This is a genomic window from Thioclava sp. F36-7 (assembly GCF_002020075.1).
Lineage (GTDB): Bacteria > Pseudomonadota > Alphaproteobacteria > Rhodobacterales > Rhodobacteraceae > Thioclava > Thioclava sediminum.
Map to the genome: position 1 here is coordinate 424177 of NZ_MPZR01000003.1, position 16140 is coordinate 440316.

A 16140-nucleotide genomic window follows, 5' to 3' on the forward strand; every position below is an offset into this window, starting at 1 on the left:
CCATCTTTCATCGGGGATGTCACAGCTTCAGCCTCCGCAAGCGCAAGGCGTTCCCGATCACCGAGACCGACGAGAAGCTCATCGCGAGCGCCGCGATCACCGGCGAGAGCAGCACGCCGAAGACGGGGTAGAGCACACCCGCCGCGATCGGCACGCCCGCGGTGTTGTAGGCGAAAGCGAAGAACAGGTTCTGGCGGATGTTGCGCATCACGCCCTCGGCCAGACGGCGCGCGCGGACGATGCCGGTCAGGTCGCCCTTGACGAGCGTCAGACCTGCGCTTTCGACCGCGACATCCGCGCCGGTACCCATGGCGATGCCGACATCGGCAGCGGCGAGTGCAGGTGCGTCGTTCACCCCGTCACCGGCCATCGCGATGGAGGCGCCATCCTTGCGCAGTTTCTCGACCAGCGCGGCCTTGTCCTCGGGCGAGACCCCGGCATGAACCTCGTCGATGCCCAGCTCGCGCGCGACGGCCCTTGCGGTGCCCTCGCTGTCGCCGGTGGCCATGACGATCCGCAGGCCTTCCTCGTGGAGCGCGCGAATGGCGTCCGCCGTGGTCTCCTTGATCCGGTCGGCCACCGCGATCACGCCGATCACCTTGCCGTCGCGGGCGAGGTACATCGCGGTCTTGCCGTCCGATTGCAGACGCTCGACCGTCTCGGACTGAGTGGAGGTATCCGCGCCGATCTGCTCCATCAGGGCGGCGTTACCGAGCGCGATCTGCGCACCATCGACGCGGCCTGTGACGCCCTTGCCGGTGACCGCCTCGAAGCCTTCGGCGTCGAGTGTGGGCGCATCCTCGGCCCCTTGCACGATGGCCTCGGCCAGCGGGTGTTCTGAACCCCGTTCCAGCGCGGCGGCGAGGGATTTGACCTCTTCTTCGGAGGCCCCGTCCGCGATCACATCGGTCAGCGCGGGCTTGCCCTCGGTCAGCGTGCCGGTCTTGTCGACGATCAGCGTGTCGACCTTGGCGAAGCGTTCCAGCGCCTCGGCGTCGCGGATCAGCACGCCTGCGCTGGCCCCGCGCCCGGTGCCGACCATCACCGACATCGGCGTGGCGAGACCCAGCGCGCAGGGACACGCGATGATCAGGACGGAGACGGCGGCCACGGTCGCATAGCCCAGTGCGGGCGAGGGGCCGAAGACGAGCCATGCGATGAAGGCGAGGATCGAACAGGCCACCACGGCGGGCACGAAGTAGAGCGCCACACGGTCGGCCAGCCCCTGGATCGGTGCGCGCGAGCGTTGCGCCTTGCCGACCATCTCGACGATGCGCGAGAGCGTGGTTTCCGCGCCCACCGCCTGCGCTTCCATCACGAAGCTGCCTTGCTTGTTCAGCGTGCCGCCGGTGACCGCATCGCCCTGTGTTTTCTCGACCGGGACCGGCTCGCCGGTGATCATGCTCTCGTCGATGGCGGAGGAGCCTTCCGCGACCACACCATCCACCGGCACGGTCTCGCCCGGGCGCACGCGGAGCTTGTCGCCCGTCTGCACTTGATCGAGCGGCACGTCTTCCTCGCCGTTTTCCCCCACGCGGCGCGCGGTTTTCGGCGCGAGGTCCATCAGCGCGCGGATCGCGTCGCCGGTTTTCTCGCGCGCGGACAGCTCCATGATCTGGCCGATCAGCACCAGCACGAGGATCACCGCCGAGGCTTCGAAATAGACCGGCGGCAGGCCGTGCTCATTGAGCATCTCGGCGGGAAAGATACCCGGCACCAGAAGCCCCGCGAGTGAGAAAAGATAGGCCGCGAGCGTGCCCAAAGCGATCAGCGTCCACATGTTGGGCGAAACATTCACCACCGATTTCCAACCGCGCACGAAGAAGGGCCGCGCGAACCACAGCACCGGCGTCGCCAGCGCGAATTGCAGCCAGAGGAAGGCTTTCGGCCCGATCCACTCCGCGAAGGGCAGCCCGATATGCGCGCCCATCTCCAGCACGAAGACCGCAGCCGCCAGAGGCCCCATGATCCACAGCCTGCGCCGGAAATCCACGAGCTCGGGGTTCGGGCCGCTATCGGCACTGGGGCTCATCGGCTCCAGCGCCATGCCGCATTTCGGGCAATCGCCGGGCTTGTCCTCGACGATCTCGGGATGCATCGGGCAGGTATATTGCGTGCCTTCGGGCATTGCCTTGGCAGCGGGACGAACGCCCAGATAATCCTCGGGCCGGGCCTCGAACTTGTGCTGACAGCCCTCGGAGCAGAAATAGAACCGCTCGCCGTCGAGCTTGGCCATGTATTTCGCCGTCGCGCGCTCGACCGACATCCCGCAGACCGGGTCGGTCGCCTTGATGTAGTCATTCGGCTTGGCCACGAACTTGTCGTGACAGCCTTGCGAACAGAAGTGGTAGAGATGGCCGTCATGCTCGGCACTGGGCTTGTCGGCATTCGGGTCGACCGTCATTCCGCAGACCGGATCGCGGGTGATCGCGTCCGTCGTTTCCTGCGTGTCGTGGGTCTCGTTGTGGGCGTGTTGCGATGTCATCCGTTCATCCTTTCGGCAACTTCGCCCGATCAGATAGGGCTTCCAGCTGCTGGAGGGTCAAGAGTATAACCGATCTTTTTCCTAAACCCGGTCCCGCGTCCCTATGTTCCAGCGGCCCTCACGTGAGCGTGACTTTTGCTTCCAGTGACTGGAAGGTTTATATACCAAACGCAGGAGGCCTATGCAGATGAATATCGGAACCGCCGCGACGCAGACCGGGCTGCCGGTCAAGACGATCCGCTATTACGAGGAGATCGGCCTCGTCACGCCGGACAGGCGCGCGAATGGCTATCGCGATTTCTCGGAGGCTTGCGTGGAGCAGCTGCGGCTTCTGGCGCAGGCGCGGCATCTGGGGTTCTCGCTCGAGGAATGTCGCCGTTTGCTCAGCTTGAGCGCCGATGAGGGGCGGGCCAGTCGCGATGTGCGCGCGCTCGCGCAGCAAAACCTCCAAGCGGTGCGCGAGAAGATCGCCTCTCTCAGTGCATTGGAGGCGCAGCTCCAGCGGCTGATCGCGCAATGTCATGGCGATGATGCCCCCGATTGTGCGATCCTCGATGACCTGATGGGGCAGCGCGGGAATTGACAGCCGCGCCAGAGCCCACCAGATAGAGGGCAGGGAGAACCGGGAGAGCCATGCGCAAAGCGCTGCATATCGTCGTCATCGGGCTGGTCTGTTTGATCGGTCTTTCGCAGTTGGGCGCACCTGCCGCTGCGATGACCCATGTGCGTGCGATGGATGCGATGGAGACGGTCGCCGTGAGCGACTGTTCGGCCTGTCCCGACAGCCATCACGATGCGGGGCCGATGCAGGACAAGACCTGCCCCCACGCGCAGATGATGGTCTCGGCTACGCTGGACTTCGCGCCGGAATTCTCTCTGAGCCGGGCCGACCTGTCCGTGACGCTCCTGCCTGCGGAGACGCCCGCGCCCTTGGCGCATGAGCCCCAGCTCGACCTTCCGCCACCGCGTATCTGATCGATCACACCGTCACCGGCCCCTGAGGGGGCTCGTCTGTCGCGTCCCAATCCCGGACGCATGATCGAACAGGATACTCTATGAAACGCTATATTCTCTCTGCCGCCGTCGTCGCGGCCCTCGCGGCGGGCGGTTGGCTCGTGATGCAGCCCGACACCGCGAGTGAGGCAGAGGCGGCCACGCCTGCCAAAGGCGATCCGCTCGTCGCTGTCTCCTTGCCGAACACGCTCTCCGAACAGGCCCAGATGGGCAAACGCGCTTTTGACGCGACCTGTGCGGCCTGTCACGGCGCGAATGCCACCGGAAAAATGGGCTTCGGCCCGCCCCTCGTGCACAAAATCTACGAGCCGTCCCATCACGGCGACATGGCCTTCCAGGCCGCCGTTCAGGCGGGCGTGCGCGCGCATCACTGGAAGTTCGGCAACATGCCCCCGCAGGAGGGCCTGACCCGTGGCGATGTCGCCAATATCGTCACTTATGTGCGCGAATTGCAGCGCGCGAACGGGATCGAGTGAGATGCAGAATTTCCAACTGACCCGCCGCGCGGTCCTTGCCGGAATGGGGGCCACGGCGCTGACGGCGCGCATCGGAAACGCGGCAACCGCCCCGACGCCGTTGACCGCGCAGCGCGCCATGGCCCAGATTGCCCCCGAGGGCTATCCGCAGACCGAGGTCTGGTCCTATGACGGCACGCTGCCGGGGCCGCAGCTGCGGGTGCCGCAGGGCGCGCGCCTGCAACGGCGCTTCGTCAACAAGCTCGACGTGCCAAGCTCGGTGCATTGGCACGGCATCCGCATCGACAATGCGATGGATGGCGTGGCGGGGCTGACGCAGGACGCCGTGCCGCCCGGAGAAAGCTTCGACTACGATTTCGTCGCACCCGATGCGGGCACCTATTGGTATCACGCGCATACGAACTCGATGGAGCAGGTCGCGCGCGGGCTTTCGGGTGCGCTGATCATCGAGGAGCCCGACGTGCCGGATGTCGATCGCGACGAGGTGCTGCTGCTCGACGATTGGCTGCTCAATCCCGACACCGCGCAGCTGGAGCCGGATTTCACCCATCCGATGGACCTCAGCCACGGTGGGCGTTTCGGTAATCTGGTCGGGACCAACGGGCATTACGCCCTGACCCTGACGGCGAAACGCCACGAGCGCTTGCGGCTACGCCTGATCAACGCCGCCAATGCGCGGATCTTCGTGCTGCGGCTGACCGGGCTCTCGGGCTGGCAGGTGGCGCTGGACGGGATGCCGCTGCCCGCGCCAGAGGCCATTCCCGAGGAACTGGTCCTCGCGCCCGCGCAGCGCGTCGATCTGATCGTCGATGTCACCGGCGACGGGGCTCAGGCCGCGATCGAACGGTTGGGCAATGATGACCAATGGCACAGCCAGGTCGCGTTCGAGATTTCGGGTGAGGCAAGCCGCACGCGGCGCGACGCGCCTGCGCCACTGCCGCCCAATCCGAACATGGCCCCGACCGATCTGACGCAGGCCCGCCCGCTGGAGATGAAGATCGAAGGCGGCGCGATGGGCCGGATGTCACGCAGCCAGATGCAGGGGCTGATGCAGAGCGGCAATTTCTGGACGCTCGCCGGCAAGGCCGGGCCGGGGGATGCGCCGTTTGCGCGGCTGTCACAGGGCGAGCCGGTGCGGCTGCGTTTCGTCAACGACACCGCCTTCCCGCATGCGATGCACCTGCACGGGATGCATTTCCGCGAGGTGCTCGAGGATGGACGCCTCGGCCCGATGCGCGACACGGTGCTGACCTTTGCCGGACGCAGTCACGAGGTCGCGTTCACTGCCGACAATCCGGGCAAATGGCTTTTGCACTGTCACATGCTCGCCCATGCGGCGGCGGGCATGTCGTCCTGGATCGAGGTGACCTGAGATGACGTTGAAAGGAGTGACTATGAAACAACCCCTGATGACGACCCTGTTCCTGCTCGGCTGGGCGCCGATGGCGTCTGCCCATGGCGGGGTGGAGGACCCGCAGGTTCTCGCGCGGATGGAAGGCATGAAGCGGCTCGGGACTGAGATGAAGCTTCTCAGCACGATGGCGAAGGGGGAGAGAGACTTCGAAGCCGAAAAGGTCCGGCGCGCGATCACCCGGATCGAGGCGGAAGCGGGACAGATTCCGGTGCTTTTCGAGCCCGAGGCGCAGGACCCGAAATCCGAGGCCCATCCGTCGATCTGGGATGAATTCCATGACTTCCGCGGTCAGGCGCATGCGCTGGAGGAAGCGGCCGGTTCGCTCTCGGAGCCGATCGAGTCCCGGCAAGCGCTTGGACTTGCTCTCGTCAAGCTCGGGGTGACCTGCAAGGAGTGCCATGACGAGTATCGGGAGTAAGCGGCGATGCGAATTGAAGCCGTAGGTCTGGTTGCCGTGATCGCGCTCGGGGCAGGGGGCGCGCACGGCGCCAGCCTGCTCGACGGGCGCGACATCACGGCGGGCAAAGCTCTTTATGCGCAGAGCTGCGCGAGCTGCCACGGTGCCAATCTCGAAGGTCAGCCGGACTGGCGCGAGGCGGGACCCGATGGCGTCCTTCCCGCCCCGCCGCATGACGAAACCGGCCACACATGGCACCACGAGACCGCGCTGCTGTTCGATTACGTCAAGCAGGGTGGGGCAGAGGCGCTGGCCGCGCGCGGGGTTGCCGATTTCCCAAGCGGGATGCCGGGTTTCGGCGGAACGCTCGATGACGCGCAGATCCTCGATATCCTCGGCTTCATCCGATCGACATGGCCCGAGCGGATGCAAGCGGTGCAGGCGGCGCGCGACGCGCAGTAAGCCCCCGGCGCGGCTCCGTCGGTCCGTGCCGCAAATGTGCCTTGGAGCGTGCCGCGTTTGTGCCTTCGGGAAGCCAGAAAAAAGAAAGCCCGGAGCGAACTCTGGGCTTTTCTCTTCGAAATCAGTCTCTTGCGAGATATTTGGCCCCGGTGGCAGGGGGCAGCGTTGTCTTGGCTTCAGTCTTAATGGTTTGAAATCGTTAATGATTGTCTGCGTAGTTCCGTGGTTTTTGCCACAGTTGAATGCCCTGCGGATAGGTGCTCGATTTCGGCGCGGCAAGGTATTTTCGGTAGTCCGATCACGCTATCGAGCCGAAAAATCGCTCGGCTTGACAAAAGGGTTGGTTTAGCTGCGTTCACCAAGTGTTCTTAGCTCATCTCGAGATTAGCTCCGACCAGCCAGAAGGTGCCAGTCGAATTGGAGTCGAAATTCCAATGCTTCGAGGTATTGGTCGCCTGAGCTTGGCACGCCGAGTGTCAGTGCCGACCAACCGGAGCGTAAAAGGCAGCGAGGTTTCCATAGCTGCGTCCGAATATTGACGACACAGCCACCCCGTCCGACACGTTCATTGGTTCGTAATGTCGCCCTTGAGAGAGTAGCCGATCATCAGCACGTCCTTGCGGGTCATCTCGTCGATCTCATGCGCGGCGAGGACCGACATGATGTCGTCGATTGCCGCCATGTATTCGCCGGTGCTGATATTCATGCCGCGATGCGCCGCCACCATGTCGCGCCCGGTATATTGCTCGGGGCCGCCACTGCCTGCGCCGAAGAAAGCGCAGAGTTGGGCCTTGGCGTCTTTCAGGTCGTCCGGTCTTTCGCGGTATGGCAGGAAACGGGCGCTGATTGCGGGGTTTACCATATGCGCCTCGAGGACATCGTCGACGAGCGCCTTGATCCCGGGCTTTCCGCCCAGCCGGTCGTAGAGGGTCTGTTCCATCGTTCTTGCTCCTTGTTCGCTATCCGAACTGTTTGCAGCTTGGACCCCGGGCGCTGGCTTGCGCCCGGGATGAGGGCTCATTGCGCGGCCTGCTGCACACGCTGCGGCTGGATGTTGTGGTTGACCCGGAAGAGGTTCGTGGGGTCGTAGCGCGCCTTGATCTCCTGCAGCCGGTTGAGGTTGCCGCCATAGGCCTCGGCAAGGCGATCCGCGTCATCCGCTGGCAGGAAGTTCACGTAGACACTGGGCGCCGCGTCCGCTGCCGTTGCGTTGAACAGATCGCGCGCCCATGCGATGCAGGCCTTGTCCTTCGACGCGTCGTCCCAGCGGGTGTGAACGTTCATGGTGAAGTGGCTGTCGCGCTGCGGATAGGCGGTCGCGTCGGAGGGGACGCGGGCCATCGCGCCGCCGACATGGGCGATGAAGATCTCGCATTGCGGATCGGGAAGCTCCTCGACCGCGCCGAGAATCGCCTCCATCGTGCCGGGGCCGAGCTTCAGGAAGTCCCGGCTCTTCCAGTAATTGCGCGCGCCGGGCGTCAGCAGCGGATCGAAGGCCGCCTGCCAGCCGGTGAAGGGATGCGGGCCGATCACATCGACAATGGGCGTGCCGAGGGCGCGCAGCTCCCGCATCGCCTCTTCGCCCTTGGCCATGTCGCCGACGTAACAGGCCGCGAAGATCAGCACCTCGCGCCCGTGCCAGTCTTCCGGCAGGAAGGGCAGGGGCGGCGCCTTGCGCAGGACCGACCAGACCGTCAGCTCGTCCGGCGCCTTGTCGCATATCTCCTGAAACTTCGGCAGCAGAGTGGCCGCCTCCGCGAAGGGATGGATGACGAGGCCGGACAGAACCTCGGTGCCGATGGCGTGACCCTGGAATTCGAAGGAGGACACCACCCCGAAATTCCCGCCCCCGCCGCACAGCGCCCAGAAAAGGTCCGGATGCTCCGTCTTCGACGCTTTGACGCAGCGCCCATCGGCCAGCACCACATCGGCCGACAAGAGGTTGTCGATGGTCATCCCGTATTTCCGGGTGATCCAGCCGAAGCCGCCGCCAAGTGTCAGCCCCGCGATCCCGGTTGTCGAGTTCACGCCGACAGGCACGGCAAGCCCATGCACCTGCGACTCGCGATCGACATCGCCCAGTGTCGCGCCCGGCTCGGCCCGGACGGTTCCGGCCTCAGGATCGACGTGAACCGAGCGCATGCCCGACAGGTCCAGCATCAGCGAGCCGTCCTCGACTGCGAGACCGGCAATCTGGTGGCCGCCGGACCGAACGGCCATCCGAAGCCCTTTATCCTTGGCAAAGGCGACCGCGGCCTGAATGTCGCTGGCTCCCATCGCATGCACGACGAGCCCCGGTTTGCGATCGATCATCCCGTTCCAGATCGACCGCGCGGTGTCATAGCCCTCATCTCCCTCGATCAGGGCCTTGCCGCGCAGAGCGGCTCCAAGGGCCTCCCGGTCCGCGCCGGTGATCTTCTTGCGCGTGCCGTCCAGCCCGTTCATTTCAATGATATCCGACATGTCTTTCTCCCTGTGAGATCATGGCGCACAGCGACGCGATCCACCCCTCGCGCGTCTGCCGCGTTCGATTGTTTGCGGTTCTGAAAGGATGAGCGCGCCGCGGGTCTCAAACCAGTGGCGAAACTGGACCGGCCCGCTCGGGCACAGGGTGTGGGCACATAGTTGGATACAAGAAGCGCAATTTGCGCTATGCTGGGAAAAGCCATGGAGGAGATCTCCGATGTCCAACGCCAGCTATTTCCAGTTCTGTCCGGTCGCGATGGCCGCTGAAATCCTCTGCACCCGGTGGACGATGGTCCTCGTGCGCGAACTCGTGGCCGGATCGACCCGCTTCAACGATATCAGGCGAGGTGTCCCGCGCATGTCGCGCACACTGCTTGCGCAGCGCCTGCGGGAGCTGGAGGCAGCCGGGATCGTCGAGAGACACCCGGTCGAGGGCACTCAAGCCGTCGACTACCTTCTCACCGATGCGGGAAAGGACCTGCTGCCGCTCGTCGAGGCCTTCGGGATCTGGGGGCAGAAATGGGTGGAATCCGAGCCGTCTCTGGAGCGGCTCGATGTGTCGCTGCTGATGTGGGACATGCGCCGCAATCTCGATCCTTCACCGCTTCCTCCGGGCCGGACTATCCTGAATTTCCACTTCCCCGAGCTCGCGGCGTCAAAATCCTCATGGTGGCTGATCGTGGAGGCGAGCGGGGATGTCGATCTGTGTCAGGTCGACCCGGGGTTCGATGTCGACCTCTTTGTCACGACGGATCTGCGCACGATGACAGAGATCTGGATGGGCCTCACGACCGTATCGAAGGCCGCCCGCAAGCTCGACCTCATCGGGTCCCGAGACGTGGTGGCCTCGATGCAGAAATGGCTGGGCCTCAGCCCCTTCGCAGCCGAGAAAAAGCTCGCCTCCTGAGCCGCGTCGCCGTCCCGGTCCGCGCGTCGTCGAAGGCTGTGGCAGACCGAGCCGGCATCGGCCACAGGCCGCACGTTCTGAAGGGCTACATGCCCACCAGCACCCGCGCGGCGTTGAAGAGCACTTTCGGGTCGAGGTCCGTGCGTGCGACCGGCGGGGGAGGTGTGATCCGTCCCGTCAGGCTCGCCACCGCGGCCCGGGCCGAGCGGACGGAATATTCCACCGTGAAGACGCAATCGCGCGGGAGTTCGCAGAATTGCCCGATGATCGCGAAGTTGCTGGCGCCGCTGGGCCGGGTGTAGGGGCGATCCCCGGGCTGACGCGGCATGAACTGGCTGGTGATGAAGGGCATCCGGCAGGGGATCACGCGGGCGGTCTTGAACCAGGCCTGCTGTTCGGGCGTCAGGCCCATATGGCCGAACAGTTCGGTCAGGATCTCGTCGCCGGTCGCCTCCCACATCGGTTTTGCGGTGAAGTCGCCGGGACGATCTCCGCGCAGGCCATATCCCCAGAAGACATAGGTGCCGTGTTTCTGGCCGCGGAAATGGGGTTGGTGGAAGAGCACGATCGAGAGCGTCCAGCCCGAATCCGCGAAGGTCACGAGCCCGCCCGTGCCTGTGCGGTTGCCGGTGAAATCCTCCATGAACTCGAAGAAATCGGGCCCATCGAGCGTGACCGTGAAGGAATGCCAGGCGGTCTTGTCGGTCGCGCCGCAGAACGCCTCGGGACGGCCGAAGCCCTCATGTTCCGCCGCCAGCTTTCGCCACAGCGTCCAGGCGCCGCCCTCGCGGTCATCGCGGCTGGGCGCGCGATCGTTCGCCCCCGTCACCGAGGCATCGGTCATCGACCCGAGCGTGAGATAGACCTTGTCGGTCTCGGCGACCGGTACCTCCTCGCCGCTGGCAAAGGCCAGCGCGCTGACGCGGCGGTCCTGCCGCGTGCCCTCGATCCGCACGTCGACGACCTGCGTGCCGGTGACGATTTGCACGCCTCGGTCGCGCAGCCAGCTCACGATTGGTGCGATAAGGGAATCATACTGATTATAGCGCGTGCGCAGAATGCCGGCGATCCGGGTGAAACCGGGAAAGAGATGGATGAAGCGTCGCAGGTAGCGCCGCATCTCGACCACGGAATGCCATGGTTGGAAGGAGAACATCGTCGACCACATCAGCCAGAAGTTGCTGTCCAGAAACGTGGGCTGGAACCAGTCCTTGATCGTCTGGGCCCCGAGCGTGCTTTCGCGATGCAGGATCAGGCGGTTGATATCGACGATGTCCTGCGCCGTGAGCGTGAGGTCAAAGCGGTCCTCTGCCGGTTTGCCCTTGCGCACGATGCGGCAATTGGCCGAGCCGGGCACCATGCGGTTGAAGGCGAAGATATCCTGTGCTGCCGAGGTGGCGGGATCGTCGGCCGAGGGGATCGAGCCGAGCAGATCGAACGTGCAGGCGAAATGCTCCTCGAACATCCGGCCGCCGCGGACGAGATACCCGTCCTCGCCATCGCCCGAGCCGTCCAGCGAACCGCCCGCCGTGCCGAGTTGTTCGTAGACATTGATCGCCGCGCCATCCACCCCCGCGTCGCGTAGCAGAAAGACCGCCGTGGCGAGGCCCGCGATGCCGCCGCCGACGATGTGATGTCGTTCCGTTGTCGCTTCCATCGCCGAGCCTCGCTCCCTGCAGTCCAAATTTTCCTCGCCGCCGCCGAAATCCTTGGGGACACGGCGAATTCTAGCATTTTATGAGAAACAGACGAAGAAGATTGCTCTCCGAGTTTGCACCTGTTCCGCCCGCTTGCATGGTGATCAGGGAAGGCACGTCATGCGGCGGACTGCCCAAACTGTCTGAGCATGGAACCGGCCATTCGCGCCGGGTGCACCTAATATCCATGCTCCCCCTTTGGCGAGAGGGAAAATCTCGGCCCATAGCGGACATCTATGGCCTGAGCGGCGAAGGTCAGCTTCGAATTTCTATCTCGGTTCGGCTTCCGGATGTTCTCGTCGACTTTGGATGATGCTTCGGCCCCATTAACAGTTGGATCACTGCATGACTATTGTGGAGATTGAGGCTGTCAAAAGGCTCTTTCGCGTTTGTCTGCTCCTGAAGCATTGGCGCAGCTTGCTGCATTACGCGGAACGATTTCGCGGCGGCCAAGCCGAGATCGCGCTGAAGCCTATAGTTTCTCATAGATTGCGCGCGCGGGGGACTGTGACGTGAAATGCGCGTGATCGGTTCGTGTGTTTGGGCCGTGACAAAACACCAATAAATCGGGGTATTCTCATGACATTCAAATTCGCGCTCGCGGCGTCAGCCGCCTGTCTTGCGCTGGCCGCGTGCAACAGCAGCAACGGGTCTTCCGCGGCGCTGACCTCGGCAGAGGCGCAAAACGTCGAAGCAACCTATTCCGACTACGCGGACAGGATCGGTACGGGCGACCTGACGACGACCGTGCCGACGGGGCAGGCGTCGATGTCGGGCTATATGGGCGTGAGCAACGTCAATCCCGACGACCCGACCACGACCGTGATGGGGGAACTGGCGATGGATGTCGATTTCGACGCGGGGACGCTGACCGGCAAAGGGTCCAATTTCGGCATCTATAGCGGCGACGTCTTGACCAAGGAAGCAGATGTGACAGGCTCGCTCGACGTTGCGGGCACGGTTTCGACCTCGGACATGACCGCCACCGCGACGGGTACGATGTCGGATGGCTCCTCTGCGGGCGCCGACTTCGCTCTGGATATGACCGGCAGTTTCTATGACGACGCGGGCACGCTGACTGCGGTGGGCGATATCTCCGGGACGATGACCGACGGCTCTGACGTCCAGAACGTCGACGGCAATTATTACGCCACCGAGAACTGAGGCGGGGCTTTTCCTGCACAGGCCGGGCGTTCTGCGCCCGGTCTCTTTCCGTCTCGCCGAGAGGCAAACGACAAGCGCGATGCGATACCGTTCTTCCTTCCTCCTGATCTGGCTCGCCTTCGCGTTTGTCGTCTGTCTGCTCTCACCGTCGCGCAGCTTTGCGGAACAGACGGTTTCGGATTGGCTCGGCGTGGCGAATGCGCAGCTCGCGCAGGGCAAACCGGGGCGGGCGCTTCTGATTTTCGGAGAAATCGCGGCGCGCCATCCGGAATTTGCCCCGGCGCAGACCGGGTTGGAGCAGAGCTTCACCAAGCTTGGCTCCGTTCGCCGCAACGAAGCGTTCCTGCGTTACGCGCTCGCCAAGGATCCAAAGCACGAAGCGGCGCTTCTCGCGGCATGGCAGGCGTTGGATCGGGCGCATCCGTTTCGCTTTTCCGCCACGGCCTCGATCCTGCCGAGCAGCAATGTCGATCACGTCGCCTCCGAACGGTATTTGGTGACCGATTTCGGCACGTTTCTGATAAATGATGGCGGCAACGAGACTTCCGGGGTCGGGCTCGGTTATGGCGCGAACCTCGACTGGTTCGTTCAGCCGCGCCCGGGCCATCGCATCCGGTTGCGCGCCTCCTATGCGGGGGCGTGGTATCACACCGCGATTTTGCGCTATTCGGAGCCCGGGCTCGCCCTGCGCTACGAGTATCTCGGCGGGGGCGCGCCTTGGTCGGTCGAGGCGTTTTTGCGCGACCGGCGCTATGGAGGCGGGTCGCAGGATATCACGTCGGACAACCTCACGCGGGGAGTGCGGTTCGCGAAAGTGTGGCGGTCCGCAGGGGGCGGGCGCACGATTTTCCGGCTGGACGGCGAGTATGCCAGCTACAGTGAGAAGCCCTACCTGACGGGCCCGAGATATTTCGTGGACCTCGCGCGCCGAACGAGATTGGGGCAACGTAGCGCTCTGAGCTATGGCCTGCGGCTGGAACGCGCCTTGCCGCGAAAGGATTACCACCGCTATTCCGGCGTCGAGCTGCGCGTGGGCTTCGATCGACCGCTTTTCGACGGAGTACGTGGGGGGCTGTCGCTCAGCTACGGAGAGCGCCGCTACGACGCCGCCTTTCCGATCGTCGGGGTGCACCGTCGGGACCGGACCGCGAGCCTCGGGCTGAGCCTCGAATTGAAACGAGCGAAAATCCTCGGTCAAACGCCCCGGATCACCTGCAGCGCGCGGCGCACCCGGTCGAATGTCGCGCTCTACACGACGAACTCGGTTGATTGCGCTTTGTCCCTAAAGCTTGATTTTTGAGCGAAATTCGGCATCTATGTCGAATGTTAATCGGTGAGCATTTTAGCTTCAGTGTTTTTTTCGGCGCATTGCTCGGCGGTCCGGTTGGCTTTGATTTGAAGAGTTTTGGGGGTCCCATGCCGAGTTTCGATCCGCGGCGCGTCGTTTTCCGAGAAACGCACGCAATTTTAGATTTGACCCGACCGCACCGGCTGACCTGACACGATGCCACGTTTCATATCGCATCACGAAATTTACGATGCCGCGCTCGATGACGAGCTTTTCACCGCGCTGCCAAACATGCTCGCGCAGGTGATCGGCATCCCGTCCGCTGTCTTCATCTGGCTCCATCCCGGCGATTATCGGGAAGTTACCGCCGGAACGCAGGCGGATGCCAATCTCGATTACAATTCTTTCGAAGGTCACGATCCCTGGTTGGCCCACGGTACGCCGGAGAAGTGCGGCAGAGGCCTGTTTCGTTTGTCGAACCACGTGAGCGCACAGGAGTTCGAGCGCAGCGAAATGTATAACGATTTCATCGTGAAGAACGGTGTCGATCGCTACTGGTGTCTCGCGATGATGCAGAGCACCCGCGACGGTCTGGTCGCTACGGCCTTCCACAAAGGCAAGCGCGGGGGCGATTTCACCGATCCCGAGGTGGAGACTCTCGGTTTGCATGTCCAGGATCTGGGACGCCTGCACAAGATCCGCCGGGAGCTGCATCGCGCCAGTATCCAGCAGGTCACCGCGCCCGACCGTAGCCTGCTTGATGACGCCCCGATCTTCGAGCTCGACCACGAAGGGCGGCTCGTGCGGATGAACGGGAAAGCCGAGCTGCTGCTCGATCTTCATCCGCTGCTGGTGCTCGACTTCGAACGGAAATTACGGTCACGCGGGCCGATGCACGGGGTTTTGCGCCAAGCCATCGGACGGTCGACAGATGCGGTGAAGAGCCAGGCAGGCGCGCTCGACCTACCTCAAATGCGCGCGACTGACGGGCGAATTATACCGAAACTGAGGCTGAACCTCCTGCCGCGAACTGACGGGGGCCGGAAGGTCTGGGTTATCGCGACGAGTGACGAAGAGGATGGAATACGAAATCTGGTCGCGGCCCCACGTGAGAAGATGCGGCTCACGCCACGCGAGCGGGACGTTCTTCAGGGAATTATCCGGGGCCGCAGGCGGGACCAACTCGCCAATGATCTCGACATCGCCATTCCGACAGTCGATCTGCATAGCGCCAATCTTCGCCGCAAACTCGGGGCACGGACCATCGCGGAGGCCGTTGCCATCGCCTTGCAGTTTGGACTGATGTAGGTCCTGCGTGAAGGTGTCGCTCTGGGACGAGGGCTACAATTCAATGGACGATCCGGGTCAAATGCCGCCCATGGGGTTCGGCATGATTGGCGCTGGAGAACAGGTCAGACGGCTACGATAGCCGTGGCCGCGACACCCTCGGTCGGCCCTGCGGGCATCGCACCAGTTCGCTGGACTACGCGGCTGCACCGAACAGTTACGCCTCACGACTTTTGAAAAAGCGCCGGACGTAGAAGCCGACCCCGATCAGGATCGCAACGAGCACCACGCCATTGAGGGCGTGCATCGTGTTGCGCAGGGCTGGGCTTTTGTCCCACGCTTGGCCGAGCTTGAGGCCGACATAGGCGAGGACGAGGCACCAGGGCCAAGATCCGATGAACGTGTAAATCTGGAATTTCCAGAACGGCATCCGAGCGATTCCGGCCGGGAGGGAGATGAAGGTCCGCACCAGCGGCAAGAGCCTCGAGACGAAGACCGCGGCGCTGCCATAACGGGAGAACCAGCGATCGGCCCGGTCCAGATCCGATTGGCTGAGCAAAATGTATCGCCCCCAACGTTCGACGGCGCGGCGACCGCCGTAAGCACCAACGAAATAGGCGAGGGTCGACCCGATATTGCAGCCGATTGCGCCAACGGTGGCGACCAAAAGCAGCGAGAACTGACCTTTCGAGGCGAGATAGCCCGAGAAGGGCATGATCACTTCCGATGGGAGCGGGATACAGGCGGATTCAACCGCCATCAGCGCAGCGATCCCGGCATAGCCCATGGAACTGATCGCATGGGTTATAAAGCCCGCGATGGCTCCCATCAGTCCTGAAATCATGTCTCATTCCTCCCGCATCTGGCCCAGTGCTTCCCCTGAGGTTTCCGGCAAAGACACAGCCTTGCGGTCGTGGGGCAATCTGAAGGTGTGGCGGCGATGAAGGCGGGAAAGAAAGCTCGCGAAACCGTGTCCCAGCCGCGAGAGACATGGGTCGGGCGGGCTCATCGAGAAGCGTGTGAATGCGTGCATGTCACCTGCGTTTGTCCCTTCGCTGGTAGAACGTCATTAGCGCGGCACAT

Annotated in this window: 15 protein-coding genes; 10 read left to right on the forward strand and 5 right to left on the reverse strand. The window is 63.6% G+C overall.

The features are described from left to right. Positions 1–19: 19 nt before the first annotated feature. Positions 20–2485: a heavy metal translocating P-type ATPase gene (locus BMI89_RS07820; RefSeq protein WP_078570472.1), complete on the reverse strand. Its 2466-nt coding sequence runs from the start codon at positions 2483–2485 to the stop codon at positions 20–22. A 187-nt stretch (positions 2486–2672) separates the two neighbouring features. On the opposite strand from BMI89_RS07820, the gene BMI89_RS07825 reads away from it, so the two are divergent. From BMI89_RS07825 to BMI89_RS07850, 6 genes are all read left to right on the forward strand, one after another. Next, a complete protein-coding gene (locus tag BMI89_RS07825; protein WP_078570520.1) occupies positions 2673–3068 on the forward strand; it encodes a MerR family transcriptional regulator in 396 nt (131 codons plus the stop codon). A gap of 50 nt (positions 3069–3118) precedes the next feature. After that, positions 3119–3460: a hypothetical protein gene (locus tag BMI89_RS07830; RefSeq protein ID WP_078570473.1), complete on the forward strand. Its 342-nt coding sequence runs from the start codon at positions 3119–3121 to the stop codon at positions 3458–3460. An 80-nt stretch (positions 3461–3540) separates the two neighbouring features. After that, positions 3541–3975 carry a cytochrome c gene (locus tag BMI89_RS07835; RefSeq protein WP_078547094.1) on the forward strand — a complete coding sequence of 145 codons (435 nt, stop codon included), beginning with the start codon at positions 3541–3543 and terminating at the stop codon, positions 3973–3975. 1 nt (position 3976) lies between these two features. Further along, positions 3977–5347 (forward strand): multicopper oxidase family protein, encoded by a 1371-nt coding sequence (locus tag BMI89_RS07840; protein ID WP_078570474.1) that lies wholly within the window; start codon positions 3977–3979, stop codon positions 5345–5347. Positions 5348–5369: 22 nt separating this feature from the next. Then, complete coding sequence (locus tag BMI89_RS07845) at positions 5370–5807, forward strand: cytochrome c (RefSeq protein ID WP_168176780.1); 438 nt, start codon at positions 5370–5372, stop codon at positions 5805–5807. Between the two features lie 6 nt (positions 5808–5813). Continuing rightward, positions 5814–6248, forward strand: coding sequence for a cytochrome c (locus tag BMI89_RS07850; protein ID WP_078570476.1), 435 nt, complete (start codon positions 5814–5816; stop codon positions 6246–6248). Positions 6249–6813: 565 nt separating this feature from the next. Here the strand turns inward: BMI89_RS07850 and BMI89_RS07855 are convergent. Together BMI89_RS07855 and BMI89_RS07860 are read right to left on the reverse strand one after the other, a co-directional pair. Then, positions 6814–7188, reverse strand: coding sequence for a group 1 truncated hemoglobin (locus BMI89_RS07855; RefSeq protein ID WP_078519148.1), 375 nt, complete (start codon positions 7186–7188; stop codon positions 6814–6816). 77 nt (positions 7189–7265) lie between these two features. Beyond that, positions 7266–8711 (reverse strand): FAD-binding oxidoreductase, encoded by a 1446-nt coding sequence (locus tag BMI89_RS07860; protein ID WP_078570477.1) that lies wholly within the window; start codon positions 8709–8711, stop codon positions 7266–7268. Positions 8712–8931: 220 nt separating this feature from the next. Here BMI89_RS07860 and BMI89_RS07865 point away from each other — a divergent pair, with 220 nt between their 5' ends. Next, on the forward strand, positions 8932–9621 hold the full coding sequence (locus BMI89_RS07865) for a helix-turn-helix domain-containing protein (protein WP_078539280.1): 690 nt from the start codon (positions 8932–8934) through the stop codon (positions 9619–9621). An 85-nt stretch (positions 9622–9706) separates the two neighbouring features. Here BMI89_RS07865 and BMI89_RS07870 read toward each other — a convergent pair whose 3' ends face one another. Continuing rightward, the gene (locus BMI89_RS07870; RefSeq protein ID WP_078570478.1) at positions 9707–11278 is read right to left on the reverse strand and encodes an oleate hydratase; all 1572 of its coding nucleotides are present in this window, start codon (positions 11276–11278) and stop codon (positions 9707–9709) included. Between the two features lie 619 nt (positions 11279–11897). Between BMI89_RS07870 and BMI89_RS07875 the strand changes: the two genes are divergently transcribed. The 3 genes from BMI89_RS07875 to BMI89_RS07885 all read left to right on the forward strand — a co-directional run bounded on the left by BMI89_RS07875 (position 11898) and on the right by BMI89_RS07885 (position 15078). Beyond that, positions 11898–12482 carry a hypothetical protein gene (locus BMI89_RS07875; protein ID WP_078570479.1) on the forward strand — a complete coding sequence of 195 codons (585 nt, stop codon included), beginning with the start codon at positions 11898–11900 and terminating at the stop codon, positions 12480–12482. 79 nt (positions 12483–12561) lie between these two features. Next, positions 12562–13782 (forward strand): surface lipoprotein assembly modifier, encoded by a 1221-nt coding sequence (locus BMI89_RS07880; RefSeq protein ID WP_078570480.1) that lies wholly within the window; start codon positions 12562–12564, stop codon positions 13780–13782. Between the two features lie 204 nt (positions 13783–13986). Then, complete coding sequence (locus BMI89_RS07885; RefSeq protein ID WP_078570481.1) at positions 13987–15078, forward strand: LuxR C-terminal-related transcriptional regulator; 1092 nt, start codon at positions 13987–13989, stop codon at positions 15076–15078. A gap of 196 nt (positions 15079–15274) precedes the next feature. Here BMI89_RS07885 and BMI89_RS07890 read toward each other — a convergent pair whose 3' ends face one another. Next, positions 15275–15901 (reverse strand): DedA family protein, encoded by a 627-nt coding sequence (locus tag BMI89_RS07890; protein WP_210402150.1) that lies wholly within the window; start codon positions 15899–15901, stop codon positions 15275–15277. Positions 15902–16140 lie beyond the last annotated feature (239 nt).

Bases quoted from the DNA above. Each gene is read 5' to 3' on its own strand.
- BMI89_RS07865 (WP_078539280.1), top strand. From the start codon at position 8,932: ATGTCCAACGCCAGCTATTTCCAGTTCTGTCCGGTCGCGATGGCCGCT.
- BMI89_RS07840 (WP_078570474.1), top strand. From the start codon at position 3,977: ATGCAGAATTTCCAACTGACCCGCCGCGCGGTCCTTGCCGGAATGGGG.
- BMI89_RS07850 (WP_078570476.1), top strand. From the start codon at position 5,814: ATGCGAATTGAAGCCGTAGGTCTGGTTGCCGTGATCGCGCTCGGGGCA.
- BMI89_RS07855 (WP_078519148.1), bottom strand. From the start codon at position 7,188: ATGGAACAGACCCTCTACGACCGGCTGGGCGGAAAGCCCGGGATCAAG.
- BMI89_RS07820 (WP_078570472.1), bottom strand. From the start codon at position 2,485: ATGACATCGCAACACGCCCACAACGAGACCCACGACACGCAGGAAACG.
- BMI89_RS07890 (WP_210402150.1), bottom strand. From the start codon at position 15,901: ATGATTTCAGGACTGATGGGAGCCATCGCGGGCTTTATAACCCATGCG.
- BMI89_RS07845 (WP_168176780.1), top strand. From the start codon at position 5,370: ATGAAACAACCCCTGATGACGACCCTGTTCCTGCTCGGCTGGGCGCCG.
- BMI89_RS07860 (WP_078570477.1), bottom strand. From the start codon at position 8,711: ATGTCGGATATCATTGAAATGAACGGGCTGGACGGCACGCGCAAGAAG.
- BMI89_RS07870 (WP_078570478.1), bottom strand. From the start codon at position 11,278: ATGGAAGCGACAACGGAACGACATCACATCGTCGGCGGCGGCATCGCG.
- BMI89_RS07880 (WP_078570480.1), top strand. From the start codon at position 12,562: ATGCGATACCGTTCTTCCTTCCTCCTGATCTGGCTCGCCTTCGCGTTT.
- BMI89_RS07830 (WP_078570473.1), top strand. From the start codon at position 3,119: ATGCGCAAAGCGCTGCATATCGTCGTCATCGGGCTGGTCTGTTTGATC.
- BMI89_RS07875 (WP_078570479.1), top strand. From the start codon at position 11,898: ATGACATTCAAATTCGCGCTCGCGGCGTCAGCCGCCTGTCTTGCGCTG.
- BMI89_RS07885 (WP_078570481.1), top strand. From the start codon at position 13,987: ATGCCACGTTTCATATCGCATCACGAAATTTACGATGCCGCGCTCGAT.
- BMI89_RS07835 (WP_078547094.1), top strand. From the start codon at position 3,541: ATGAAACGCTATATTCTCTCTGCCGCCGTCGTCGCGGCCCTCGCGGCG.
- BMI89_RS07825 (WP_078570520.1), top strand. From the start codon at position 2,673: ATGAATATCGGAACCGCCGCGACGCAGACCGGGCTGCCGGTCAAGACG.